Here is a 25,965-nt window from a genome sequence, read left to right on the forward strand (position 1 = left end):
CTAAGAGGGCTAGTCTTCATACGCCCTTCTAGGGCGAACACAAAACCACGTTCTTAGAACGTGGATTTTTACTTTAAGTTTACGCACCCTCAATTTAAATATAGAAAAAGCAAATATCAAAATACTGCGAGCATAAAAAAAGGCTAATTAAATTAGCCTTTTTTATATATTTATATGAAAACTTACTTCATATGCAGGGCTTTTTTAACTTCAGCCATTGTATGAGTATGCGATGTGTCCCCACCATTCTTATGTGTGTGAGTAATAAAAGTGCCGTTAGGTAATTGATGCTGATGTTCAACCCCAGCTGGAGCCATTACTGCGGGAGCAGCGCCTTCAATTTGTTGTTGAGATGCTTGAGCAACAGAGATACCTGTAACTAGAAATGCAAAACTTGTAACAGCTAATACTTTATTCAAAGTCATATTTTAATCCTCTTTAGTTTTTATAAGATGGGTTAGTTCAGAGTTTAAATAAGGCGAAAAGTTCAATGATAGGCTAGATTTTAAGCTTCGATTTAAACGCAAGAACAGTATGAGAATAGCTTATGTGATAATACATTGCACAAATAAAAAGAGGCTATTAATAATTAGTTATAAAAATATTTACTAGCAAAATTTCTATTGGTTTTTCTACTGGTTCTTCTGACAATTCATCTATCTATAAAAGTCACTTAGTTTAACTCGCATGATTCATCTGACGTTTATTTGCTTTGCCTTGTTTGTTGTTCTTTCTCGCATTTAGTATCAATTCCAAGGATCCTTTCTGTTTAGTGCGTTGATGATCTTTTTCTAAATACTCACGCATCTGTTCTTCAGGGATAGCTAGTTCATCGCTTACAACTTCATACAGTAATTTATATAAACGGGGTAAGGCGATTTTCCAGGTGCTGCCTTCGGTATTGTGTAAAGCATCTGATAATTGCATAAAGCGTTTAAATGCTGATGAGTTCTCGTTAGGATCTTCAATACCCAGAATAAGGGGAAGTGTGTGTTTAAACCTGCCGGAGTTGGCGATCATATCCCAGTAACGCGCAAATCGTTTTACCCGCTGCATCTCAGTGAAGGAAATATCTTTGGTGGTTAATATTGTATAGGGAGGAGTGTCGCTATAGACCAATTGATAATCTTCATTGTGACGATTAAGAGGAGCACCGCGCAATCGCTTTAAAATTCCAAGCTGAATTTCCTGTGGATTCAATGCCACTAACTGATCAAAACTTTTGCCAAAATTATCCAGAGTGTCACTGGGTAAGCCAAAAATTAGATCGGCATGGATATGAGCGCCAGTATGTTCTCGTAACCACAGTAGATTCTCTTTGGTTTTATTATTGTCCTGTTTGCGACTAATTAATCCCTGAATTTCAGGGTCGAATGTCTGTACCCCAATTTCAAATTGCAGTGAATCTTTGGGGAAGCGCATCAATGCTTGCTTGAGTTTTTCTGGCAGATTATCCGGAATCACTTCAAAGTGCAGGTATAGATTGTCAGTCATACGTTCAAGAAAGAATTCTAGAATGGCTACGCTGGTACTGACTTTGAGATTAAAGGTACGATCGATGAACTTGAAGTTACGCGCACCACGTTGATAAAGTTTATCCATTTCCTCTAGAAATGCGCCTAACTCAAATGGCTTCGAGGTCTTATCCAGAGATGATAGGCAAAACTCACATTTAAATGGGCAACCTCGTGATGCTTCGACGTAGATCAAACGGTTGCTTATGTCCTCATCACTGTAGAATTCGTAAGGAGATGCTATTTTATCCAGTGTTTCAGCAACGCCTTCAATCACTTTGTTCAATGGTTTCTGACCATTTAGAATCTGTTCGCAGAGTACGCGAAAACTGATTTCACCTGGACCTTTAATAATGTAATCAGCGAGATCTACGCATTCTGGTTTATCCGGCAAATGACTGACTTCCGGGCCGCCTATGACAATGATCACTTCTGGAGCCACCTGCTTTAAAATTGCAACGGTTTCACCGATCTCAGTGACATTCCAGATATAAACACTAAAGCCAATTATTTTCGGTTTGGATTCAAGTAATTTTTCAACAACATCGATAGGGCGCTCATGGATGGTGAATTCTTTAAGAATTGTTTGAGATTTTAACTCTCCAAGATTAGCGTACAGATAACGTAATCCAAATGCTGAGTGTATATAACGCGCATTTAAGGTACATAAAATAATCTGGGGTGAAGTTGTTTTCATAAAAGTTGTCATTGCAAATCTATTCTGAAGTATTGCACAGCACCATAAGCAGTGCGACTGCAATATCAGTCAATATAAATAAATTAAGGTTTGTTTTAATTGAGAATTAGTAAATTATGATCATTATCCATTGAGGAGTCATGTGGCGACATAATGATGCGAAAAGAGTTGTCTAGCACTCGCTATTAGAGTGTGTTCGGGAATTTTGAGTTTTGTTTAGAGTTACTTATTAAAGGTTTTGAGTTTTAAATAAGACTAAGATAAAACCAATTATTATAACAAGTATAAAGCTAAGCAAAAATCATGATACCTATCACTATCAGAGTGAGAACGATCATTTCTTTTATTTCTTTCAGGTTTTTCATACTGTTTACTTTTTAAGTGTTATTTTAATTTTTAGTGGTTAAAAAGTTAATCAATGTTCATGTAAATACATTTAGTTGATGCTTAGATTTTAACATAAATGATTACTATTTAAATTACCCATTATCTGAAATATGACAGCTATATATAGCTGGGAATCTTGATTAAAACGTTACTCAAATTAATCAAAAGAGATAACACAAATTAAAGAATAGAAACAGATATGCTTCATTCGCAATGTTTACAAATGAAGCATGAATTTAATCCTAGAATTTAAGAATTCGCCTTCACCCAGTCCATTATTTGTTGCGTATTCATTGCACCAGCCTGTCTGGCTACTGATTGCCCATTCTTGAAAATTAGAATGCTGGGAATACTTCGAATATCAAACTTGCTAGCCGTTTGTTGTGCAAGCTCCGTGTTTACTTTAGCAAAAATAACATTGGGCGACATTTTGGCAGCCGCTTCAGCAAAGTCTGGTCCCATCATTTTACATGGCCCACACCATTGCGCCCAAAAATCTACCACTACGGGGAGATCGCTTTTTGCGATGACTTTGGCAAAGTTGTGATCTCTTAGCTCTAACGGTTTACCCGTGAAAATAGGCTCTTTGCATTTTCCGCATTTGGGGTTATCACTTAAACGGCTATCAGGAATTCGATTGACTGCGCCACATGCTGGGCAGACACATTGTTTGGTATCAGTCATTTTTTGACCTCTTGAAAATAGTGTATTAGTTAGATACACAGTGGTGTTAATTCTGTCGAATTCAAGGATGAAAAAGTGTTTAGCTCTGCATAAATTCTATTTACATTTTTAAACGACAAAAATGTAATCTCATTCAAAGTAGGGGGAGTGTGACATCTATTATTATTAATATGATTGTGATTTAAGCTATAGTTTACGCATCTTTCAATTATATAAAAAAGACAGTGAAAATGACTCTCGAAACTGAAACTCTGGAAAAATTATTTGCAGAACTTACTGACCTAATGGGAACACGATTTTCAACCAATCTAAGCAGTCGTGAAGTACATGGCAAAGATGAGTCCTACCATATTCCCAAGCTACCCGATGCGGTGGTTATGGTTCATAGCACCGAAGAAGTCTCGGCAATCGTAAAACTTTGTGCCAAATACCAATGCCCGGTTATTCCCTTCGGCGCAGGTACTTCTTTAGAAGGACAAGTTATCCCTGAAAGTGGGGGGGTGTCATTAGACTTCACTGAAATGAATAAAATACTGCGATTAAGCGTAGAAGATCTTGATGTCTCACTTCAGCCGGGCGTCACACGAAGACAGCTGGATACCCACCTGCGAACATCTGGATTATTTTTTCCTGTTGATCCCGGTGCAGATGCCACTTTTGGTGGAATGGCGGCTACCAGAGCATCGGGAACCAATGCTGTTCGTTACGGCACCATGCGAGAAAATGTATTGGGTTTAACCGTGGTCATGGCAGATGGCGAAATCATAAAAACCGGTGGTCGAGCACGAAAGTCATCCGCTGGTTATGATCTAACAAAACTAATGATCGGCTCAGAAGGTACACTAGGCATCATCACCGAACTCACCGTACGTTTATATGGAAGACCAGAAGCGATGGCTGCTGCCGTATGTGATTTCGAGTCACTCGAAGGTGCGGTAAATACGGTAATCCAAACGGTACAAATGGGTATACCTATCGCAAGAATAGAGTTTCTGGATGAAGTCCAAATCGATGCAATCAACAAATATTCACATCTAGATTACCCATTAAAACCTACCTTGTTTTTAGAATTTCATGGCACCGAGAAAGGCGTGGTAGAGCAGGCAGAAATGGTTGCTGAATTAGCCGAAGAAAATGGAGGTAATGAATTCAAATGGAGCGATAAAGAAGAAGATAAAAACAAACTCTGGCGAGCGCGACATGATGCGGCATACGCTTGTAAAGCACTGCGCCCTGGTGCCGGAATGTGGGCAACGGATGTCTGTGTGCCTGTTTCGCGGCTTGCAGAATGTATTTTAGAAACCCGAAAAGACATCGATGAAACGGGGTTATTATCTCCTATTGTGGGTCACGTGGGCGACGGTAATTTTCATACCGTGATGTTAGTTGATACCGATAATGAAGATGAAATGAAAACAGCGATTGCCTTTAATGAACGACTTCTGGAAAGGTCATTATCCATGGGTGGGACGATTACAGGAGAACATGGCATCGGTACCGGAAAAATGGAATTTTTACTCAAAGAACACGGTGCAGCTGTGAATGTGATGAAAACCATCAAACAGTCATTAGATCCCTTAAATATACTGAATCCTGGAAAAGTGGTGGCAATAAACATCTAATTACCAAAAAGGAATAGCGTAGCTGTAAAAAGTCGCTTAAAAGTAGGGGGGTGACTTACAAATACATAATCTAAGACATTTTTTTATATCATTGAACAGCCATGCTAATTGATAAAATTAAACAGTTCCCACTAGGTTACTCAGAAGTCTATTACCAAAATAAAAAATATGGTGTTAGTCGTAGTGAGTTTAATCAGGGTAAAAGTATCAAGCTTTATGCTAAGGAATTGGCTGGGGACGATTTTATCAGTTTAAATATATATTCAACATCTACTGCCGAAATACTCAAACCCTGCGAGATGCCAGAACATAAAGTGATCGACTTTATCAATAATTTTAGACCAATCATCTAACATCAGCTGTTATGTTATCTACCAAGCTGTTAGGGAGTGACAAAAGTTAACAAAAGAGTAGATATTAGTTGTCACTTTATATCGCACTTATTTTCTTCGTGTAAATATCTTATGAAAAACAGTAACTTGAAATGCCTAAAAACTTGGCATGTAATTTGCTATGTATCAATTAATAATAAAAATAAAATGCAAAACTAAAATAATCAAAATTTATAAAGAGAGAATAAATATGAGCGCAGTAAGAAAAATAGATTTTTTATATGAAAGTGCTGAACAGGTGGAATTAGCATTTTATAAAGCGTTTGGGCAAGGTGATTTTTTATTGATGGAGTCACTTTTTGCAGATTCAGGCGTGAGTTGTACTCATCCTGGTAATTCAACGATTATAGGTCGTAAGAACGTTGTCGATAATTGGGAATTTATATTAGAAGGTATCCCTGAAACAATCATTAATAGACAGTTATTGAGCGTGACAAAAGCCCCAGGGGTTGAAGTTCATTTGGTGCTAGAAAGTTTTGTCGCAGATGAGCTAACAGGTGAAATGTCTGAAGTCTTTTCAACGAATGTTTATGTGCTTCAAGAGAATGGATGGCGTTTACAAATGCAACATGCCTCTTTACCTAAGCAAACTTCTTATAGTCCAGAGTTTTTCTATAACGAAAATAATGTGATGAGTTTGCAAATGAGTAATTCGTTGAATTAATTTAAAATAGCTAAAAGACGAAATACCTTTGTTATAAGGTTTTATCTAAATAACTTAAAATTAGCCAATTACTCTTGATGATAACAATAGAGTTAAGAGTGATATGAAATTAATGTGTCTTTGACCTGTTAAGTAATAGGTATGTGCTCTGTATATACCTTTTGTATAAACAAGTTGTAGGAACAAGCAGAATACACCGTGTAAAATTTTAGTTATTCAGAGAAAACAGAATTTGTTGTAACACAATATCTGCACTTTTAGCATCTGGATTTGTTTTCGCTAGTACACGCAAACCCCAAATACTGACCATCAAAAACTTAGCTAAATCTTCAGGGTTTCTATTTTCTGAGATTTCACCCATTTCCTGAGCCTGTTGAAGTGCTTTGACGAGCTCATCCTCAACTGCTTGTAATTGGGTATTTGCTTTAGATTGTACTTCTTTATTGTGGGAAGACATTTCAAGCATGGTGTTGACGATTAAACAGCCGCGTTTATCAGTGCTTTTACATTTATCGACGATACTATTCAGGAAAGATTCTATTGCTGCCAAAGGTGAATCAGACTCGTCCAAATAGTGTTTTAACTGGGCAACAGAGCGCTGTCCGTAAAACTCAAGCGTCTCTAAAAATAAACCTTCTTTGGATTTAAAAGCAGAGTAGATACTTCCGGGGTTTAATTTAGTCGATTCTACTAAATTAGGGATACTCGTCATCGAATAACCATTTTGCCAAAATGTATTCATTGCTTTTTCAAGCACATCGTTACGATCAAATTCGATTGTCCTAGCCATTTCTTCCTTTGTATTCTTTGCTTAATTGTTTATCAATTTCTACTGAAAACTTATTTTCTAAATATCGACATTATTGTGATGACAATTCGTTAATAAAACAAATCTTATAGCAAATAAAAATCTTATCAAGATATTACTTGAATGATCATTCAATTTAATCTAATCTAATTATTGAATGACCTTTCAATTATAGGAGAAATTATCCATGAGTACACTAAAAGAAGAAATTGATGCTTACGAAGTAGTAAAAGCAGAGAAAGTACCCGCGCCAACATTAGCAACAATGAATGATGCAACAACAGATTTAATCGCTACAGGTATCGAAAATAAAGCACTTAAAACTGGTGATAAAATCCCTCAGTTCAGTTTGCCTAATCAAAACAATCAAGCCAGCTCAATTGCAGATCGTTTAGATGCATCTATGTTGGTAATCACGTTTTACCGCGGTGGCTGGTGTCCTTATTGTAATTTAGAGTTAAATGCTTTTCAGCAAATGATTCCTGAATTCGAATCGGCGGGCGCTAAGTTAATAGCGATTTCTCCAGAAGTGCCAGATCATTCATTCACTACGCAAGAGAAGCACGATTTATCTTTTGATATCCTTTATGACAAAGGCAATGAAATATCTAAAGAATTCGGTCTAGTGTTCACTTTGCCCATGGAGATTCGTTCAATCTACGACACATTCGGTATTGATGTTGTTGGCCATAACGGTGACGAATCGTTTGAAATGCCAATGCCTGCGACCTACGTTGTTAATCAATCAGGCGAGATCGTGTATCATTTTGTAGATCCGGATTACACCAAGCGCTCAGAGCCTGCTGATGTATTAGCTGCGGTAAAAGCGAACAGCTAAGGGTAGGACTAAATAGATGGCTGATATCAAGGTAGTTTAATTAGTTTAATTAGTTTAGTTAGATTAATTAGCTTGATATCAGCATTATGAAATAAGAAATAGGGGATGGAATAGGTAAGAATAGTTTCACTAAAACACTAAGTATTAACTTCTAATCGCTTCAGCTCTTTTTTTAAAGCCTCGTTCTCTTCCCGTAACTTTTTAAATTCATGATGAGTAAATGCTTTTACTTTCTCAATATTAATTAATTGAGGAATGTACTTAGGGCAGTTCCAGTCCAGTGCAGTGACTTCAATCGTTGCGACTCTATCTACTTTTCCCTGACCTTCGGTTTTTAACTGTTCACACAGCAAAGGATCTGAATCTTTAACGTGTTGCATTTTGATATGGCCAAGTATTTTCAATCGCGACTTGTTTTCATAATCCATCAAAAACAAAGCGACCTTATCATTATTGGCTGCGTGGCCCATCGTAATGAATTGTCGATTGCCACTGTAATCTGCGAACCCGAGAAGATTGTCACCAATGACTTTTAAAAAGCCTTTTGGCCCACCGCGATGTTGAACATAGGGCCAACCCGTAGATGAAACAGATGCTATATAAAAACTTTCTCTTGCAGAAATAAAGCTGGCGTCCGATTCATCCAGAGAATCCTTGGTTCGGCCAGGGTAAACCTTGGCGTATGTATCTCCGATTCCATCCTCATCCTGGAGTTCGCGCACTTCATTTATGAAGAGTATCTCAGCGTAATTATCCATAATTGTGTAGTAGGTAGTGTTTCAAAAATAGCAATATCGAATTGATTGCTTTTATTATTATAGTTTATAAGCTAATAACTTTAACACAAAACAAAATTATGATTTGAATTAATTTGCGCTGATTCTATATAGATTCAGAGACACATCCTTTTCGCAAAACGACTAGTAGTTTCAAAATCATTTTAAAGCTGAGGTTGCAGGGGAAAACATTAGAAAAATGGGCTTAAAGTAGGGGGGTGACTTTATCTAATTATCTAATGATGATTAGATAAAGTCATATGACATTTGCAGCACGTTTCAAACGATAAAAAAATTCAGTCATAGCTTGTTTTTTTTATTGGTTATCAATAATAATTTCTGCAAAAGCGTATCAATAACAGGCATATTTATTGCATACTATATTTTATTAATCCACTCTGACGTACACCAGTATGAAACACAGTAGTTTTACAGGAAAACCTGAATACGCAAGCTTTGATGAGTTAGACAGATTCCTCAGTGAAGGCATTGAAAATCAGCAAAGTAAAGATCATCTGAACAAAGCACTTCAATTTGTTTATGACGTTCAGGACGAAAATGATCACCGACCGTCATCCTTGGATATAGCGTACACACTGAAAAAACTTGGCGTAGATCCACAAACCCTGATTGCGGCTTTACTGAGTGACCCGAGACTGCGCGAAAAGCTCGATCCCTTATATCTGGAAGAGCAATTTGATGAGCGAACTGCAAAGCTGGCGAATCACGTCAACTGGCTAAATACCTTCAAAGAAGCTGATCTGTCGGTAGACTATATTCCCGAGCAGGCCGAAGCATTGCGTCGTTTATTATTGGCGACAGTTAACGATGTGCGCGCGGTATTAATCAGACTGGTATTTCGTCTACAACGCCTGCGTAAGCTCTATGAGGAAGACCCAGCAACACAGTATGCGGTTGCCAAGGAAACGCTGGATATTTTTACGCCATTGGCGAATCGACTGGGTATCGGCGAAATAAAATGGGAGATGGAAGACCTCGCATTTCGCTATTTAGAACCCGATCAATACATGGCAATTGCCAATTCGATGGATGTCAATCGCGCCAAAAGAGAAACCATCATCAATAACTTTGTTAATCAATTACAGGGTTTGCTGGCAAAGAATAATATCAAAGCTCAAGCGTATGGTCGCGCCAAGCATTTGTATAGCATCTGGAAGAAAATGCGCCGTAAAAATCAGGAATGTCACGAACTGGCTGACCTGCTGGCAGTACGTGTTATCGTTGAAGATATTACGCAATGCTATCAGGTGTTAGGTATTGTGCATGGCTTATGGAAGCACTTGCCACAAGAATTTGATGACTACATCGCCAACACTAAAGATAACGGATACCAGTCGATTCATACTGCGATTTTTGGCCCAGAACAGCAAATCATCGAAGTTCAGATTCGCACCAAAGATATGCAAGAATTTGCCGAACACGGTGTTGCCGCACATTGGCGCTACAAAGAAGGCAGTAACCAGGATCAGGCGATGGAAAAAACCATCGAAGCCTTGCGCGATATGTTGGAAAATCCTATTGATGACGACGCCTTGCTAGAAGAATTAAAACCCACGTTCTTTAATGATCGAGTCTATGTACTGACACCCAAAGGCAATGTCATCGATTTACCGCAAAGAGCCACAGCGCTGGATTTTGCTTATTTCGTGCATACAGAAATAGGCAATCACTGCATTGGTGCCAAAGTCAACGGACAGCGAGTACCGTTGAGTTATCCATTAAAATCCGGCGAACGCGTTGAGATTTTAACTGATCCTGATTCGACACCTAAACTCAATTGGCTGAACCATAATAAGCGTTACGTAACCACCGGCAGAGCAAGCGCTAACATTCGTAGCTGGCTCAAAAACCATTACAAAGACACCGAATTCACCCAGTTAATTTCTAATGATAATCTCACCGGCCTCGGTAATCGCGAGGTGTTAACTGCCCCCTGTTGCCATCCACAGATAGGTGACCGAATAACAGGCGTTTACCAGCTAGATAGCACCATACAGGTGCATCGTGCAACATGCCCGAATGCCTCAAAAAGTGAACATGGACTACCGATTCTAGAACTCGAATGGGGCGAAAGAACCGACAAAATAAGACATACCATCCACATCGAAGCATTTGATCGACAAGGATTGTTGCAGGACATTACTACTTTGCTCAATCAGTCTCAGGTCAATGTACTCAAAGCCAACACAGAAACGGATAACGCCGATCAATCGGTAACCATGGAGCTTTTGTTAGAGCTAGAACCAGAAGATGATTTGAAGTATCTGCTGAAACGCATGGAATATATTCCGAATGTGTTTAAGGCAAATTTAGCTTAATGAGGTTTATTCTGAAGTGAGCCTAGATTGCTTAATTATCTATCTCAAAGTATATCCTCGATAAACCAGGCGGAAAATTCATGACGGCCATTAACGCCAGATTTTTTATAGATCGAAGACGCTTGTTGTCGAACTGTTTTTTCCTTGGTTTCTCTGATGATTGCGATTTCTTTTAGGCTAAGTCCTTTTAACAGCAACCAACCCACTTCAGTTTCACTATTCGTCAGCATCCATTCCGAAAATTGTTGAGTAATCACATTGCCTAATTTTTTACGTGCATCAATCACATATTTTTGAGCTTTGGAATTTGTTTTGTTTGACGCTTGCAGGTCTTGGCGCAGGGAGATAATTTCTGATTTTTGCTGCTTCAAACTTATCATTAGAAGTGCAATAGCAATCACAGAGGAAATAACCACAACAGCTTCTTTAATAATATGTTTGGTGTCAGCGCCATAGGACACATCAGCAATAAAATCAGCACCACTGGCGAGCACAACCACGGTAAAAATAACGATTAGTAGAATTTCTTTATTATAGTTTTTAAACACCGCAATAGCCTCGAACTTGAGTGAGTGATAACGAACATATGCCCGATAACATTATCGCATAGGACATAGGTCCGATGACATGGTTTGGCAAAAGACGATAATCCTCTCTCACATAAAATTAAAGAGGAATTTTAAATGAACACTGAAATTCGCGTCTGGGATATTTTAGTCAGGCTATTTCACTGGAGTTTGGTAGTGATTTTCTTTATCAGCTATTTCACCGGTGATGAAGAAGACTTGATACATATTTATACGGGCTATGTGGTATTAGGACTGATTGTCTTTCGCCTATTGTGGGGAATTATAGGAAGCAAGCATGCGCGCTTTAGCGATTTTCTGTATTCGCCGACAAGCGTTATCAAATACCTAAAAGGGTTAATGAGAGGAAAACCACAGCATTATGTTGGGCATAACCCAGCCGCCGGGTGGATGGTGATTGCATTACTCCTCAGCTTATTTGTAACCACCATTAGTGGATTAAAAGTTTATGCCGTAGAAGAAGGAAAAGGACCGCTTGCGAGTGTTACGACCGAGTTTTCAATCATCAGCACTGCAAATGCTGACGATGATGATAGATATAACAATGATGATAATGAAAAAGGCGGAGATAAAAACAGTGATGAATTTTGGGAAGAGCTACACGAGGCATCTGCCAATTTCACATTTCTACTCATCTTCTTGCACGTAGCCGGGGTCATTGTTGCAAGCAAGCTGCATAAAGAGAATCTTATAAAAGCAATGATAACGGGAAAGAAAAAAGTGTAACTCTATACAAAGTAGGTTGATAATCATTCTCTTACTATTATTTACTGATTTCCTCTACTTAGAGGAAATCAGAGTAAAATTGCAAAAAAGCTATCGGGATTTCCTATGAGTTTCTTAAGAGGGATAGCGTCCATGCTTAATGGCGGTAAGCTGTGATTATTATCAACGGTAAATACTATGAATCATAAATACACACACAGATCACAACGTATTGGATGGTTACGTGCAGCCGTTCTTGGGGCGAATGATGGAATAGTGTCCACGGCGAGTCTTATTATTGGTATCGCAGCAGCAAGTACTGCGCATGAAGGCGTTCTTCTAGCAGGTGCTGCGGGTTTAGTCGCGGGCGCTATGTCCATGGCAGCTGGTGAATACGTATCTGTAAGTTCTCAGGCGGACACAGAAAACGCTGATCTTGAACTTGAAAAAAAATCATTAGAAGAAAATTATGATTTTGAAAAGAATGAACTAACAGCAATATATGAAGGAAGAGGGGTTGAGCCTCAATTAGCTAGAAAAGTAGCAGATCAGCTGATGGATTTTGATGCACTTGGCGCACATGCAAGAGATGAAATAGGTATTTCAGAGATTGTTGCTGCGCAGCCCATTCAAGCGGCGATTTCTTCGGCAGCGTCGTTTACAGTAGGTGCAGCACTTCCTTTAGGGGTTGCATGGATTGCACCTAGCAATTCTATTATTCCGCTTGTTGCGGTTTCTTCTCTGGTTTTTCTTGCCTTCCTTGGGAGTATTGCGGCGCGTGCAGGTGGTGCTTCATTAATTATCGGGGCTATTAGAGTGACATTTTGGGGAGCGCTTGCGATGGCTATAACGGCTGGCGTTGGTAGTTTGTTTGGAGTGGCAGTTTAGTTGGATGTTTTTTTCATTAAATACACTGGAGAAGTTTTTCGTAGCTTAGGGACAATTTCATTTCTTCTAACTTTTAGTTATTGGCTACGAGTTCATTTTTTTGAACAGACAAAAAACGAACCAAAAAAATCTGCCCATAAAAGCACCCTGCGGGTTCACTGCGTTTCTCAGAAATAATGGGAATGAAGGGAACTCGCTCGTCCCTCACTCAAACAACCTTCATCCTGATCCATTATTTCCTGCGATACTCGTTGCTTTTGAAAGGGGGGGTAGGAAACAGTAGGTGCGGTAAAAACGTGTTTAAAAGTCGATTTATTACGCCGTTAGGGCGAATAAATCGTCTCGAAAGATCAAGAATTGATCCAAGAGGTGGTTGCAGCAAAGGGTGCTGTTTATTAGATGGTCTGTTTAAAAAGTGAGTTAAAGTAGGGGGGTGACCTAACCCTCCTAAATCGCACTAACTTCATCACCCATCCGAATTATCCCCGATTGAATAACTCTCGCATTAATCCCACCATGTCCGCGTACTGCGTTATAACCGCCGGGGCCAAATGTTTCTTCCATAAACGAACAAGGATGACAGAGTCCTGTGTATTCGAGTATCACTTCGCCGATCTGGAATTGTTTGTCTTTGAGTGCCAGTAGATTGATGCCGCTGATGCAGATATTACGGCGTAATAGAGGGGGGTCTACGGATTCTAAACCGAGTGTTGAGGCGATTACGGGTAGGTGTTCTGTCTGGATTAGGGTGACTTGTCGATTGCCTGATCTGCCAGCGTAACGATCACCTGTTAAGCCATATTGTGTTTTGGCTTCGACGGCATCGACTATTAGCATTTCTGCGCGTCGTTCGGGGCGTACGCCTATCCATGTGACTTTGCCTTTTTGCGGGAGTGTTTTGAAGAGTATCTCGAGTGTTTTCATTTTAATAGTTTCTTAAAAAATTATGAAAAAAAAATATAGGTTAATTAGATTAGTCTTTTCATGGGGGTATCATATGAATAAGGAAAACGGCTTTTATAATAATTTATTCTAGAAATATATGGTTATTTCATGATTAATAAAAGAAGGATAATTGTTCAATAAAATATATGTTAGTGTATGATTAATTTTATTAATTGATGTGGCAATATATGATGGAAATTAGGAAAGTAAAATAATGCTAGGAAGAAAAAAAATAAATGAAGTTTTCACACCAAGAAATTCTAATGTAAATACAAATATGTATATACCTAGAGCTGTTTTAGAGCAGACATTATATCGATCAGTTTCTGGGAGTATGCATTCTTTTTTATTTGGAGCTAGTGGAAACGGAAAGTCTTGGTTGTACAAGAAAGTATTATCTGAAAAAAAATTGAATTATGTAGTTGCTAATTGTGCAAATGCTTCTAGAAAAAAATCAATAACAAAAGAAATTGTATCTGTGTGTAAGAAGGCTGGAAGTAGCACAAAAGTTGAGCAGTCAGAAAAAATAAAGTAGGTTTTAATGCTATAGGAAAAGCTGAACGAGAATATCAAAGTAATTATGAAATTCATCAGGATGATGAATTATTGTCAGCGTTTAAAGCTTTAGCAAAAAACTCCTTGAAATCGAAATCAATAATTGTATTGGATAATGTTGAAACCATATTCGAAGATCAAGATCTGATGAACGAACTGTCAGATATACTTATTCTTCTTGATGATGCTATTTATGCTAATTTTAATGTAAAATTTTTGATTGTCGGTGTTCCATATGAGGTTTTTAAATATTTTAGCTCAGCAAAGAATACAACTTCTGTTGGGAATAGAATTGAAGAATTACCTAGGGTTTCAGGCTTAGGTCCTTTACAGGTACTTGATTTAGTAGAACGTGGCTTTTCAAAATATCTTAAAATCAGACTAACAAAAGATCAAATTAAGGAAATCAGCAATTATACATATAATGTTACATTTGGTGTTCCTCAACGAGTGCATGAATATTGTGAAAGTTTGGCTTATGAAATTAAAGATAATAAATGGGAATACAGTTTCCATCTTCATGAAAAAGCTGAAACATTTTGGTTACTTAAGGGTTTAAGAGAGTCCTATGCTGTAATAGATGGTCATCTAAATTCAAATGAGACCTCTGAAGGTAGGCGCAATCAAGTAATATATGCTATAGGAAAGTCTGAGAATGATAAAATTACGACAGAGGAAATCAGTAAAATAGTAAGTAAGGAATTTCCTTTAAGTAGTCCTAGTAGTAATTCTGGAATTGGCCAAGTCCTTGCACACTTAACAAAAGGTGATACACCACTTTTATATAAAATGAATCATTCTAAATCTTATATAGTTGGTGATGCTAGATACATTATGTGTATAAGAATCATGCTTAAAAAAGATGATATGACAGAGGTTGTTATGAAAAAAGGATTTAAACTTAATTAAACACATAACAAAAAAATGCCCAAAGTATGGGGGATATTAGATCTACAGAAATATCATTTAAATCAATCTAAGTCGATAATTTCAATAAGATCGCCCCAATCACAGTCATACTAACTACCACGACTTTGAGCCAGTTAAATTCTTCTTTCAGGAATAATACGCCGATGATTAAGGCGAAGCTGATGCTGGTTTCGCGCAGGGCGGTGACCAAGGCGACGGGTGCCTGAGTAAATGCCCAGACGACAATTGCGTAGGCGAAGAAGGTGGCATTGCCGCCGATAAAAAAGGCGGCTTTCGCTTCTTTGGGGATGCGTTTGATGAGGCCGGGTGATTGGCGTTCGGCAAGTATCGGGAAGATTAGCCCGTAACTGAGTGCGATGATGGCGTAATAGCTGAATGCATTGTTGGCGAGTTTGGCACCTAAGGCGTCGATGATGGAATATCCGGCGATACAACAGCCCGTGATTAGCGCTAATTTAGCGGCTTGTAAGTTGCGTTTGCCATTCGATTGTTTGCCAATTGCGGTGACTAGAATCCCCAGCACTATCATGGCTATGGCAAGTACTTGTAATATGCTGAACTGCTCTCCTAAAAAGAACACTGAAAACATCGCGACAATTAATGGGCCTGAGCCTCGCGCAATGGGATAGACCTGAGTCAGATCGCCAGTTTCATAGGCGAACAGTAAGATGAAGTGATAGGCGATTTGCACTGCGATGCTGGCGAGGATATAGCCCCAACTTTCTATCGCCGGAAAAGGAAAGATGATTAGCACAATGAGTGCAATGGGTATGCTACCCATAACCACAGCTGTCATGTTTAGGCGTTTGTCATTCCCACCTTTTACAATGGCATTCCACACTGCATGGAGTAACGCTGCTAGGATTACAGCTAAAAATACCGTAGTTGTCATGATGAGGCTGTCATGATGAGACTGTCATTTCGAGATTCTACTGTTTGTTATTACTTTATTAGTCTAGTTGGTTTATCTCGTTTTATTGTATCAATTTTGCTTTACCGACTTGTAACTTCATTGCCTTAAGAAATCCCACGCTTTATCCGATGATACTTTTCTCCAGAAAGCAGAGTACTTTTTATGTTGTTCTGAGGTGTATAATGCAGATATTTTCCAAATGATTAACCAGTAAATAACTGAAATGATTATCGAAATACTAAACGTTTCCCATGATTTTTCAAAAGTAGCAAAGCCAGTAGCCCAATAAAGAGCCATTCCAATAAAGAAGATATAGGATGATCTTTGGTGAATATAAGCTTTCATTTTTTCGAAAAATGACGGCGTTTGTTTTTTCGCTTGAAATTCTTTTAACGCTTTGGAAACCTGTGCTTCTAGCGCTTCAATATCCGTCTGCAAAAATTGTACACAATATTTTTTGCTACTATCGCTGATTGTTTCTTTATCCGCACATATTGGTTTGGTGGTTATAATTTCAAAGTCTATGGGAATATTGCTGGGCGCATAACCTTCTGCACGAGTGGCGATTCTTTCAAAAACACTGATGTGAAGTCGGGGTTTGCTCGATGTACTTGAGTATTCATCCCACAGCTTATCTATCTTGCGCAGTTTATAGGCATAATATGCAGCTAGACCCGAACGCGAATCATACATTTTATCGTTCACGTCTTTGTTTTCGGTAAATTGATCGATGTCTTCTGCAACGAATCTTAGTCCTGCTTGTTTAGCATGTAACATCATCCACTCAAGCGTATTCCATGCGATTCCTTGCCGTGGGTAACCCCCTCCTATATTGGCATGAACGCCAGAAAACCATACTTGTTTGATACGCTCGTGATCATTATTTTCAGGAACTTCCCGCCACAGTACGGGTTCAAACGTTCGTCGTTTATCATCAATAGAAAGTACATGGCAGGCTTTTTCAACTTTTTCATTTAGGGCGTTGTCATGTTCACGAAATGAAATGTAGAAAAATTTGTCGAGAACTTTAGCCAGTGTATCACTGGGAATTGCGTAAGCGTCTACCGTATCCCATACGCCCATAAATCGTATTTTGATATCCAGATGGATGTCTTTGGGCAGGTCTTCGACGGGATTAATTTTAGTGCTTATGGTTCGAAAGGACTTTCTGGTTTTATTCGCTAAATTGGGTTTGCTTTCAGCTTCTTCTATTTGATCATCTTTGGTTTGCTTGAGAAGTTCTTGAAATAATCGATACACATTTTCCACATCATTGGCCAAATCTGTATCGGACTTATTGTCATAACGCTTTCTATCGAGAATTCCACACGCCAAGATCATTCCTGCAAGAAGTCTTACTGTGTAGGCACCACGGCTAAAACCAAATAAGTAGATTTGGTCACCGGGTTCGTAGTTATTAATCAGAAAAGTATAAAGTTCTTTGATGGTGCGTTTGAGTCCATAGCCAAAAGCACCTCCAATTATTTTCAGTATTTTCTTATCCTGGGTGCCAACCCCATCATGATAAAAGGCGACTTGACGCTTGTTGTTTTCAACTGTTAAATGGCTTTGCCTATCAATTGCAGTGTGTAATCGCCAGACATTGGTACCATGCCCAACGCCTCCAGCACTTCCGGTTCCATCTGTAGATAAAATAATATTTTTCATTGGTATTTTTATTAGAAACCAATCATCTAACCTTGTATCAATTTCTAATCATTTACTCCCATGACGAACTTTGAATTTTAAGATAAATAGTGAGTTGTGGACAAAATGTATACTCAAAATATAGGTCAAACTATGGATTGTTTGTAAATTATTTAGACAGCATAGTTATTCCCGTTGTTATGCTTATCGATATTCTTATTTATAATGTCTTTCGAAACAGAGAGTTATATCGATTCTAAAATATGCCTAGTTATGCATAAGTTCCTTTAGTCATTTTAAACTACAAAATGAGCCGAGATTTATCGAGACAAAAGCATTGCTGTTTAATGCTTACCCGTAGGGAAGGCGCAGCCGCATAAAAATCACTTAAAAGTAGGGGGGTGACCTTATTGATTAAACAAACCCCTGAACCCATTCTACCAATTTATTTAGTGCTATCTGTTCGCGTTCGGGCAATTCTTCATGTGCTAATTCTTCCAGTCTGGCTTGCAACTGTTCTGCCGTTAATTGGCATCCATATTCTCCGTCGATAATTCTTGCTTGGCAGAATGCTTGCCATTGCTTTTGTTCTTTTTCATCGAGTGTTTCTGGCCAGTTTCTGGCCCGATATCTGGGGTAGAGTGTTTGCAATCGGCTCGATTTGAATTCGGGTGTCCAGTTGCTGAGTTTTTCGGGTGATGAGGTTAGTACCTGATTACACAGTTTGCGATCGTCATTGCTGATAAAGCCACCGTAGAGTGCAGAGTCGGCGTCTGATTCTGTCTGCTCACGTTTGCGGCTGTACATTTCTTCCAAACGTCGGATGAGTGTCTCATCTGCAATCAACTGTTGTTTGTGTGCTTCGATTTGATCCCAGTCGATTTCCCATCGTTCAGCTAGCTCGGGCGTGAGTGTATTCGTCGGTGAAACTGCAGGTGACTTATTGATGTGAATACCTTTTAACGCGATATGCTGATGATTTTCATCGCGTTCGGCTCTTGGCTTGTAAAGGTTTTCGATGATCTCATCGACGCTCATCGCTAGCATCGCGCTGGGGTCTTGGCGCAGGTCGTAACAGATAATTTCGTTTTTATTTACAGGATGCACAATCAACGGCACGATCGGTGAGAGACAGCCTTGAGTGGCGGGGAACATGCCGCTAACGTGCAACATAGTTTTACGTTGCGCTATTTCGACCGTGGTATTGAGTAAGGGCGCGACATTGTTTTTGATGCGTAGATCAAAAAAGTAATCGTATAAACGCGGTTGTTTGGTTTTGATTAATCGTGCGATATCGATAGTGGCTTTCACGTCGACTAAGGCATCATGCGCGCCAGCTTGTTCGATATCGTTGGCGGCGGTTAAGTGTTCTAGACGAAAACTGGGTACGCCTTCTTCGCCTTCGCGATCTGGCCAGTTGATGCCTTCAGGTCGCAGTGCATAAGTCATTCGCACTAAATCTAAAATATCCCAGCGGTTATTGCCGTTTTGCCATTCGCGTGCGTAGGGGTCGATAAAGTTGCGGTAGAAACCAAAGCGCGTGACTTCATCATCAAAACGAATGCTGTTATAGCCAGCGCCACAAGTGCCTGGTTGGGAGAATATCTCGTTAATTCGACCAAAAAACTCGGCTTCTATATAGCCTTTTTCAAACGCTAATTGCGGTGCAATGCCTGTGACACGAACAGCATCAGGGTGTGGCAGAAAATCATGTGTAGGTTTGCAGTAAAACATCACTGGCTCACCGACAACTTCCAGATCTAAATTGGTGCGGATACCCGCAAACTGCGAAGCGCGATCACGTCGTGGATCAACACCCCAGGTTTCATAATCGTGCCAGAAGATGGTTTGTTCAGTCATTTAAAAAAAGCCTATAAGTAGGGGGGTGACTTTCTTAGACTCACCAAGAGTCAAGAAAGTCCATCGTAGATTCCATAAGGAATCGTCGATGCACAATGGTTGAGTTACATCTTTTTTCTTTATATATGTCAATAATATAACTCCCAATATTATCAGCTGTTGCGGATAGAGTGTATTATTAGTGCTCATCTTAAAGGTAGTTTTACTATGTTGTGGTTAAAAGCGTTTCATATTTTATTTGTAATGTCCTGGATGGCGGGAATATTTTATCTGCCACGCATCTTTGTGCATTTTGTCGAAGGTAAAGAGGCAGGGCAGGATGTCGATAGATTAGCAATTATGGCGCGCAAGCTGTATGGCTTTATGACGATTATGATGGTGATTACTTTAATCACGGGAACATGGCTATGGCTGGCTTACGGTTTTGCGGGTGGCTGGTTGCACGTAAAGTTATTATTTGTCGGTTTGATGATGGCGTATCACTTTTGGTGTCGCTTGCGCATGAAAGAAATGCAGCAAGGGCATCTTGATCACAGTGGCGTTTTCTATCGCTGGATGAATGAGTTACCGTTGATTCTGACGATTGTGATTTTAATTATGGTGGTGGTTAAGCCGTTTTAGAAAACACACTAAGAATAAATGTTAAGCATAAAAAAGCCAGATCATTTGATCTGGCTTTTTTGATTAATCAGCACTTAAAACTGCCAATAAAAATAGAGCGAATTAACTTAATATTCAAAAAAAACACTAAAAGTAGGGGGTGACTTAGACGATTGGAATGAAAGGTAAATTTTGGTTTATCAATGGTTTTTATTTACAAAAAGTTACACATTTAATGAATTCTTTTTTCATAGTTGTGCACTAAAATTCACCGATTAAAACTAGAGTTTATGATGCGTGAAAACTAATTCTTTATCCTACCGACCTGAAATAGATGGCCTTAGAGCCTTTGCGGTAATTCCTGTTATTTTGTTTCATTTTGGTCTTAACTGGATACCTGGTGGATATATTGGCGTAGATGTATTTTTCGTTATATCTGGCTTTCTAATTACCACTATTTTATTGAAAGACTACGACCAAGGCGTTTTTAGTTTTAGCGATTTCTGGTTACGCAGAATTAGACGAATACTGCCGGTATTGGTGGTTATTGTTTTAGTGACCTTAATCGCGAGCCAATTTCTTCTTTACGCGCCAGATATATATTATCTCGGCAAACAGGGTATTGCCTCCTTATTGTCTTTTGCCAATATAAGCCAATGGATGACTGCGGGTAATTACTGGGGTTATGCGGCTGAGAATTCGCCGCTTTTACACACCTGGTCTCTTTCTGTTGAAGAACAGTTTTATCTGGTTTTTCCGTTATTCATTTTTATCGCGCTAAAGTATTTTAGAAACTGGCTAGCGCCATTGATTTTGCTACTTTGTGTATTAAGCGCATTGTTGTTTATTTATGGAAGTAAGAATCATCCAGATGCGACTTTCTATCTATTGCCAACCAGAGCCTGGGAGCTAGGTGTTGGCGCATTTTTGGCGATATCTGTCTACAAACATCCAACGTTTTTTAACAGTAAAAAAACGTCTACCCTGCAGCTGTTTTCGATATTGGGATTGGCAGTCGTTGCGCTTTCTTATTTTCTAATTGATGGGAATGATGGCATCTCACCTTTCTTGATTCTTCCGGTGATTGGCGCTGGCTTAATTATTGTTTTTTCGAGTAACAGCAATACTTACGTTAATAAAATATTATCCATTCCTGCAATCGTTTATATCGGTAAAATTTCTTACTCTTTGTATTTGTGGCATTGGCCTGTACTGGTTTTATCCAAGAATTTAAGTTTAAAAACACAAATCGAATATCCAGTCTATTTATTGCTTGGATTGATTATAATTCTGTCGATTATCTCTTATCATCTCATAGAAAAACCCACCCGAAAAAATCAGAAAACTGTGCCGGTAGTGCTGACTGTTTTGATGCTTGGAGTGATCTATTCATACACATTGACCAAGTCAGATTACTCAGAAGATATTTCTATGTATAGCGAAACGCAATGGGATGGCGAGCTATACAGTAGTAGTCCGGTTAGAGATACCAAGGATTTCACGCTAAGGAAGATGCAGGGAATTAAGGTATCAGATAATAAAGACAGAAACTGGCAAGCGTATAAAGAGGGTGGAGTAGCTAAGCTGTATGGAAAAGCAACACCTGAAATCGTGGTACTGGGTGATTCGCATGCATTGATGTGGTCGAGCACGCTGGATGGCATCGCTAAGCAGTTGCATAAATCAATTGGTTTTTATGCAGCTGATGGTACGCCGACATTTTTTGATATCCCCGTGAAGGCAGGTCATCAAACAACGTTTTTTAGCGCTGATGAAAAACGTGAATACGATGAAGCGAGATTAAAATACTTAACACTATGGAAGCCTGAAATTGTTGTAATAGTGCAAAGTTGGTCAGGTCTGGATAACGTAGAAAGCACCAAAGATTTAATCTCATTCTTAGGGGATTTAGGTTCCAAAGTGTTTTTGATTGAGCAACCCCCTTTACTGTTTTATGGCGATAAAAATGCGACACAGTTTCTGTCTCATTATGGGTTGAAACCGCAGAAAGGCGAAAAGCAATTTGTACCTTACGTTAATTCTGCGGATTATCAGTTTGGGAGAAAGTCGGTTCGCGATATTGTAGAAAAATGCAACTATTGCGAATTAATTGAGATCGCCGATATATACATGAAAGATGATAAGGGCTGGGTGCTGGATGGTTCGGATGTGTTATATATCGATGAAGATCATTTGAGTAATGCAGGAACTGCAAAAGCCAAACAAAGAATTATGAAGGCGTTAGACTCACGGATAAGTACTCTAGGCAAGTAAACATTAAAAGTTTTTCAAGAGAAGAATAGACACAAAAATATCAGAGTTGATATTAATTTTGGTACTACTAAAGTAGCCATAGGCTAGTCGATAGATAAAAGCGATGAATAAAAAAGGGGAGTGACTTGTAAAGGTCACCCCCCTACTTGCAGGCAGTTTTTTTAAGTAATGATTTATTACTCGCTTAAATACTTATTTCCAGCCCGCTTTATCCATTACCTTTACAGCATCAGCATTAAGCTCACCTAACTTAGAAAGATTCAATGAGTCAGCTTTAAACTTGCCCCATGAAGAGAGTGTTTCACTCCAGTCTGCGTCAGTAAGAACAGGGTATTCATAATTCACTTCTGCATACCATTTCTGTGAATCTTTAGTGGTTAAAAACTCCATCAGCTTTTGCGCATTGGCTTTGTTTTTAGCCGATTTAGTCATCGCGATTCCACTGACATTTACGTGAGCGCCACGGTCTGCCTGATTTGGCCAATAGATGGCGACAGCATTTGCTGCTTGCTGTTGTTTGTCGTCTTTGCCGTGTAGCATTTTTCCGTAGTAATAAGTGTTTGCTATCGCGATATCACATTCGCCCGCAGCAGCTGCTTTAATCTGATCACGGTCACCGCCTTTTGGCTTGCGGCCTAAATTGGCAACAAGTTTATCTGCCCATGCCTGGGTTTTCTCTTCGCCAATATTGGCAATCATTGAAGCAACCAGAGATTGGTTGTAGATATTTTCAGAACTTCTGATACAAATACGATCCTTCCACTTATCATCAGCCAATGCTTCATAAGTTGAAAGCTCTTCTGGTTTTACTTTGCTCTTAACGTAGAAAATAGGGCGTGCGCGTAATGATAAGCCATACCAGAAACCCTCCGGATCACGATATTCTGAAGGCACAGCTTTATTTAGCGCCTCTGAAGCAGTTGACTGTAAAACCCCGGCTTCTTTCGCTTTATGTAATCGACCTGCATCTGTGGTGATAAAAAGATCAGCTGGACTATTCGCGCCTTCTGTTTCCAGACGTTTCAGTAATGGTCCCGCTTTTGCAGTTACCAGATTAACTTTGACGCCTGTTTCTTTGGTGAAATTATCCAGTAAAGGCTTGATGAGATTTTCTTTTCTTGCGGAATAGAGGTTCACTTCATCAGCCGCAAAACTGATTGTTGGCGCTGCCAAAGTGCAGGCAAGAAGTGAAACGACACTAACGATTTTTTTCATGTGAATGCTCCAAAAACATAAAGTAACTAATTATGGGAGCGGATGTTATTGCAAATAAGAATGATTTGCAATAACACTTGTGATTTTAATGAGAATTATTCTTATTGAATATGTTTTTTAGATTAATGTAACAACGAGATTGAGTGTTATTCTGGCTCTGCGTATAGGATCAAGGAGTGATCTAATAGTTTATAGCCGTGTTTTTTAGCGATTTCAATCTGGCGCTGTTCGATGATTTCATCATGAAATTCGATGATTTTACCGTTTTTCATATCCACGATATGGTCGTGGTGCTCTCCCTGATCAAGCTCAAAAACGGCTTGTCCACCTTCAAAATTATGGCGCATCACTAAACCAGCTGCTTCAAATTGAGTAAGAACCCGATAGATTGTTGCTAAACCAATTTTAGAATCTTCATCACGAAGTATTTGATATAAATCCTCTGCGCTAAAGTGTTTCTCTTTAGAGGTTTCTAATATTTTTAAAATTTGTACGCGCGGCTGGGTAATCTTTAAGCCAGCTTCTTTAATATCAATTTTGTTCATAATTAGTTTATGTGATTTGAGTGGTTTTTATTAGTTTACTAAAATTGATCGTTATCTTAGATCAACCACTAGTTTAGATCATTTTAGTGCAGACTTATAGTTGATATAAATGAAACTGAAAGCAGGACTAATATCTCAACTTTAATGAAGCTAGTTTTCTGCTATTCAAATTCCATCTGTCTAAAAATCCTTCCGGCATTTTGTAAAGCCAATTCATTGAAGGTATCGAGATGTGAAAAGCGCGACTGATCAATATTATAGGCATCCTGTTCTGAGCCATCATCATCCAGGATTTTTTCAACTTCGCTACGCATATAGACAAGGTAGTCTTTGGTGTATTTGGTGACTTCCGAAATATTAGTAGGGGAGCCATGACCGGGAATAATAATGTCAGCATTGAGTGCTTCAATTTTATCCCAGGTTTCAATCCACCCTGCAGTATCGGTGTGCTCGAAAATTGGCATTAACCGCTGATGAAAAGCCATATCGCCAGAGATGAGTACTTTCTGATCTGGAATCCACAAGGAGATATCGCCGGGACTATGACCGGGGCCAAGGTGTAGAATTTCGAAAGTTTCTCCGCCTAATTCGATGACTAATTTATCTTCAAAGGTTTTGTCGGGTAGCGAAAACACCGTCCATTGTGCTTTATCGCGTCGGCCTGTTTGCATGCGTTCGATGGTAGCCTGACCATGACTTTTCATTTCTTCGACAGCGTCTACGTGCGCAATGATTTCTGCACCTTGCTGTTTCCAGTAGTTACTTCCCAGCATCGCATGACCTTGTGCATTTTCTAAAATGACGTACTTGATAGGTTTGTCAGTCAGTTTTTTAATTTCGTGATGCAAGGCTTTGGCAAGTAAGTAGTTATCGCCAGCGTTAAAGACAATGACACCCTTACTGGTGATAATAAATGACAGGTTATTATTGTGGCCCGAGTTAGCATAAGTGCCCGGAGCAGTCGCGCCAATGGCAGAATAAATATTATCAGTGACTTTTTCTGGCAAGCTGAAGAGTAGGGATTCAGGTGCTTTATCGATGGGTTTGATCGGCTTACCTAATTCTTTCCATTTATTGTAACCATCCGCGTAATTCTTCACATTGGTATAGCCCATTTCCATTAAGGTTTTAGCGGCTAATGGGCTGCGTTGATTAGTACCACAATAGACAACGATTGGCGTGTCTTTGGTTTTAACGTGTGAACCGATATCGAATTCTAACCAGCCGCGAGTGATATTTACGGTTTCATCCGCATCGATATAACCACCAATAAAGTCGATTTCATTCGCCGAGCGCACATCGACCATTTCTATTTTAGGATTTTCTTTTAATAGTTTTTCTAAGGTTGCAGTATCGATATTAGTGATACTCTTATTGGCTGCTGCGATAGCTAATGTGCCTGGGTTTTCGGTGGTATCAGAATTGGCGGCATAGCCTGAAGTAACGGATAAGGTACTGATTAATAATGAGCTAATAATTAGATTAAGTGTTTGTATTTTTGTATTTGTGTATTTAATTTTTCTAAATATAAAAATCTCTCTCATTCTTTATCTGCCTTTAATTATTGTTTCTGTTTCTCA

24 protein-coding genes are annotated in these 25,965 nt (G+C 39.0%); 11 read left to right on the forward strand and 13 right to left on the reverse strand.

The features are described from left to right. Positions 1-182: 182 nt before the first annotated feature. The 3 genes from Q1A31_RS17775 to trxC form a co-directional block, all read right to left on the reverse strand. Entirely contained in the window at positions 183-425 is a 243-nt protein-coding gene (locus Q1A31_RS17775) for a hypothetical protein (protein ID WP_299879967.1), read from the reverse strand. Positions 426-678: 253 nt separating this feature from the next. Beyond that, complete coding sequence (locus Q1A31_RS17780; protein WP_299879970.1) at positions 679-2,211, reverse strand: B12-binding domain-containing radical SAM protein; 1,533 nt, start codon at positions 2,209-2,211, stop codon at positions 679-681. Positions 2,212-2,847: 636 nt separating this feature from the next. Then, positions 2,848-3,282, reverse strand: a complete 435-nt coding sequence (gene trxC / locus Q1A31_RS17785) for a thioredoxin TrxC (protein WP_299879973.1) — start codon at positions 3,280-3,282, stop codon at positions 2,848-2,850. 230 nt (positions 3,283-3,512) lie between these two features. On the opposite strand from trxC, the gene Q1A31_RS17790 reads away from it, so the two are divergent. From Q1A31_RS17790 to Q1A31_RS17800, 3 genes are all read left to right on the forward strand, one after another. Continuing rightward, entirely contained in the window at positions 3,513-4,904 is a 1,392-nt protein-coding gene (locus Q1A31_RS17790; protein ID WP_299879976.1) for an FAD-binding oxidoreductase, read from the forward strand. A gap of 101 nt (positions 4,905-5,005) precedes the next feature. Next, complete coding sequence (locus Q1A31_RS17795; protein WP_299879979.1) at positions 5,006-5,257, forward strand: hypothetical protein; 252 nt, start codon at positions 5,006-5,008, stop codon at positions 5,255-5,257. 229 nt (positions 5,258-5,486) lie between these two features. Further along, positions 5,487-5,960: a nuclear transport factor 2 family protein gene (locus Q1A31_RS17800; protein WP_299879982.1), complete on the forward strand. Its 474-nt coding sequence runs from the start codon at positions 5,487-5,489 to the stop codon at positions 5,958-5,960. A 208-nt stretch (positions 5,961-6,168) separates the two neighbouring features. On the opposite strand, the gene Q1A31_RS17805 is transcribed toward Q1A31_RS17800, so the two are convergent. Further along, a complete protein-coding gene (locus Q1A31_RS17805; protein ID WP_299879985.1) occupies positions 6,169-6,750 on the reverse strand; it encodes a TetR/AcrR family transcriptional regulator in 582 nt (193 codons plus the stop codon). 205 nt (positions 6,751-6,955) lie between these two features. Between Q1A31_RS17805 and Q1A31_RS17810 the strand changes: the two genes are divergently transcribed. Next, on the forward strand, positions 6,956-7,606 hold the full coding sequence (locus Q1A31_RS17810) for a peroxiredoxin-like family protein (RefSeq protein ID WP_299879988.1): 651 nt from the start codon (positions 6,956-6,958) through the stop codon (positions 7,604-7,606). 137 nt (positions 7,607-7,743) lie between these two features. On the opposite strand, the gene Q1A31_RS17815 is transcribed toward Q1A31_RS17810, so the two are convergent. Continuing rightward, a complete protein-coding gene (locus Q1A31_RS17815; protein WP_299879991.1) occupies positions 7,744-8,364 on the reverse strand; it encodes a pyridoxamine 5'-phosphate oxidase family protein in 621 nt (206 codons plus the stop codon). A 431-nt stretch (positions 8,365-8,795) separates the two neighbouring features. On the opposite strand from Q1A31_RS17815, the gene Q1A31_RS17820 reads away from it, so the two are divergent. Next, positions 8,796-10,721 carry a bifunctional (p)ppGpp synthetase/guanosine-3',5'-bis(diphosphate) 3'-pyrophosphohydrolase gene (locus Q1A31_RS17820; protein WP_299879994.1) on the forward strand — a complete coding sequence of 642 codons (1,926 nt, stop codon included), beginning with the start codon at positions 8,796-8,798 and terminating at the stop codon, positions 10,719-10,721. Positions 10,722-10,765: 44 nt separating this feature from the next. Here the strand turns inward: Q1A31_RS17820 and Q1A31_RS17825 are convergent, their stop codons facing one another. Beyond that, positions 10,766-11,269: a helix-turn-helix transcriptional regulator gene (locus tag Q1A31_RS17825; RefSeq protein WP_299879997.1), complete on the reverse strand. Its 504-nt coding sequence runs from the start codon at positions 11,267-11,269 to the stop codon at positions 10,766-10,768. Between the two features lie 135 nt (positions 11,270-11,404). On the opposite strand from Q1A31_RS17825, the gene Q1A31_RS17830 reads away from it, so the two are divergent. Both Q1A31_RS17830 and Q1A31_RS17835 read left to right on the forward strand, forming a co-directional pair. Continuing rightward, positions 11,405-12,034 (forward strand): cytochrome b/b6 domain-containing protein, encoded by a 630-nt coding sequence (locus Q1A31_RS17830; protein WP_299879999.1) that lies wholly within the window; start codon positions 11,405-11,407, stop codon positions 12,032-12,034. 177 nt (positions 12,035-12,211) lie between these two features. Continuing rightward, entirely contained in the window at positions 12,212-12,901 is a 690-nt protein-coding gene (locus Q1A31_RS17835) for a VIT family protein (RefSeq protein WP_299880002.1), read from the forward strand. A 447-nt stretch (positions 12,902-13,348) separates the two neighbouring features. Here Q1A31_RS17835 and Q1A31_RS17840 read toward each other — a convergent pair whose 3' ends face one another. Beyond that, positions 13,349-13,825: an MOSC domain-containing protein gene (locus tag Q1A31_RS17840; protein ID WP_299880006.1), complete on the reverse strand. Its 477-nt coding sequence runs from the start codon at positions 13,823-13,825 to the stop codon at positions 13,349-13,351. 235 nt (positions 13,826-14,060) lie between these two features. On the opposite strand from Q1A31_RS17840, the gene Q1A31_RS17845 reads away from it, so the two are divergent. After that, positions 14,061-14,381, forward strand: coding sequence for a hypothetical protein (locus Q1A31_RS17845; protein ID WP_299880009.1), 321 nt, complete (start codon positions 14,061-14,063; stop codon positions 14,379-14,381). Positions 14,382-14,452: 71 nt separating this feature from the next. Then, positions 14,453-15,310 (forward strand): hypothetical protein, encoded by an 858-nt coding sequence (locus tag Q1A31_RS17850; RefSeq protein WP_299880012.1) that lies wholly within the window; start codon positions 14,453-14,455, stop codon positions 15,308-15,310. Between the two features lie 67 nt (positions 15,311-15,377). On the opposite strand, the gene Q1A31_RS17855 is transcribed toward Q1A31_RS17850, so the two are convergent. The 3 genes from Q1A31_RS17855 to sbcB all read right to left on the reverse strand — a co-directional run bounded on the left by Q1A31_RS17855 (position 15,378) and on the right by sbcB (position 19,751). Then, positions 15,378-16,223: a DMT family transporter gene (locus Q1A31_RS17855; RefSeq protein WP_299880015.1), complete on the reverse strand. Its 846-nt coding sequence runs from the start codon at positions 16,221-16,223 to the stop codon at positions 15,378-15,380. A 117-nt stretch (positions 16,224-16,340) separates the two neighbouring features. Continuing rightward, positions 16,341-17,912, reverse strand: coding sequence for a DUF2235 domain-containing protein (locus Q1A31_RS17860; protein WP_299880018.1), 1,572 nt, complete (start codon positions 17,910-17,912; stop codon positions 16,341-16,343). 393 nt (positions 17,913-18,305) lie between these two features. Continuing rightward, positions 18,306-19,751, reverse strand: coding sequence for an exodeoxyribonuclease I (gene sbcB / locus Q1A31_RS17865; protein WP_299880021.1), 1,446 nt, complete (start codon positions 19,749-19,751; stop codon positions 18,306-18,308). A gap of 207 nt (positions 19,752-19,958) precedes the next feature. Here sbcB and Q1A31_RS17870 point away from each other — a divergent pair, with 207 nt between their 5' ends. After that, a complete protein-coding gene (locus Q1A31_RS17870) occupies positions 19,959-20,372 on the forward strand; it encodes a CopD family protein (protein ID WP_299880024.1) in 414 nt (137 codons plus the stop codon). Between the two features lie 276 nt (positions 20,373-20,648). Beyond that, entirely contained in the window at positions 20,649-22,625 is a 1,977-nt protein-coding gene (locus Q1A31_RS17875; protein ID WP_299880027.1) for an acyltransferase family protein, read from the forward strand. Between the two features lie 192 nt (positions 22,626-22,817). Here Q1A31_RS17875 and Q1A31_RS17880 read toward each other — a convergent pair whose 3' ends face one another. The 3 genes from Q1A31_RS17880 to Q1A31_RS17890 all read right to left on the reverse strand — a co-directional run bounded on the left by Q1A31_RS17880 (position 22,818) and on the right by Q1A31_RS17890 (position 25,929). Continuing rightward, positions 22,818-23,840, reverse strand: a complete 1,023-nt coding sequence (locus tag Q1A31_RS17880) for a Fe(3+) ABC transporter substrate-binding protein (RefSeq protein WP_299880029.1) — start codon at positions 23,838-23,840, stop codon at positions 22,818-22,820. 146 nt (positions 23,841-23,986) lie between these two features. Then, positions 23,987-24,385: a ferric iron uptake transcriptional regulator gene (fur, locus tag Q1A31_RS17885; RefSeq protein WP_299880032.1), complete on the reverse strand. Its 399-nt coding sequence runs from the start codon at positions 24,383-24,385 to the stop codon at positions 23,987-23,989. Positions 24,386-24,546: 161 nt separating this feature from the next. Further along, a complete protein-coding gene (locus tag Q1A31_RS17890; RefSeq protein WP_299880036.1) occupies positions 24,547-25,929 on the reverse strand; it encodes an MBL fold metallo-hydrolase in 1,383 nt (460 codons plus the stop codon). Positions 25,930-25,965: the final 36 nt, after the last annotated feature.

The sequence above is a fragment of the uncultured Cocleimonas sp. genome (genome assembly GCF_947495625.1).
Classification (GTDB): Bacteria; Pseudomonadota; Gammaproteobacteria; order Thiotrichales; family Thiotrichaceae; genus Cocleimonas.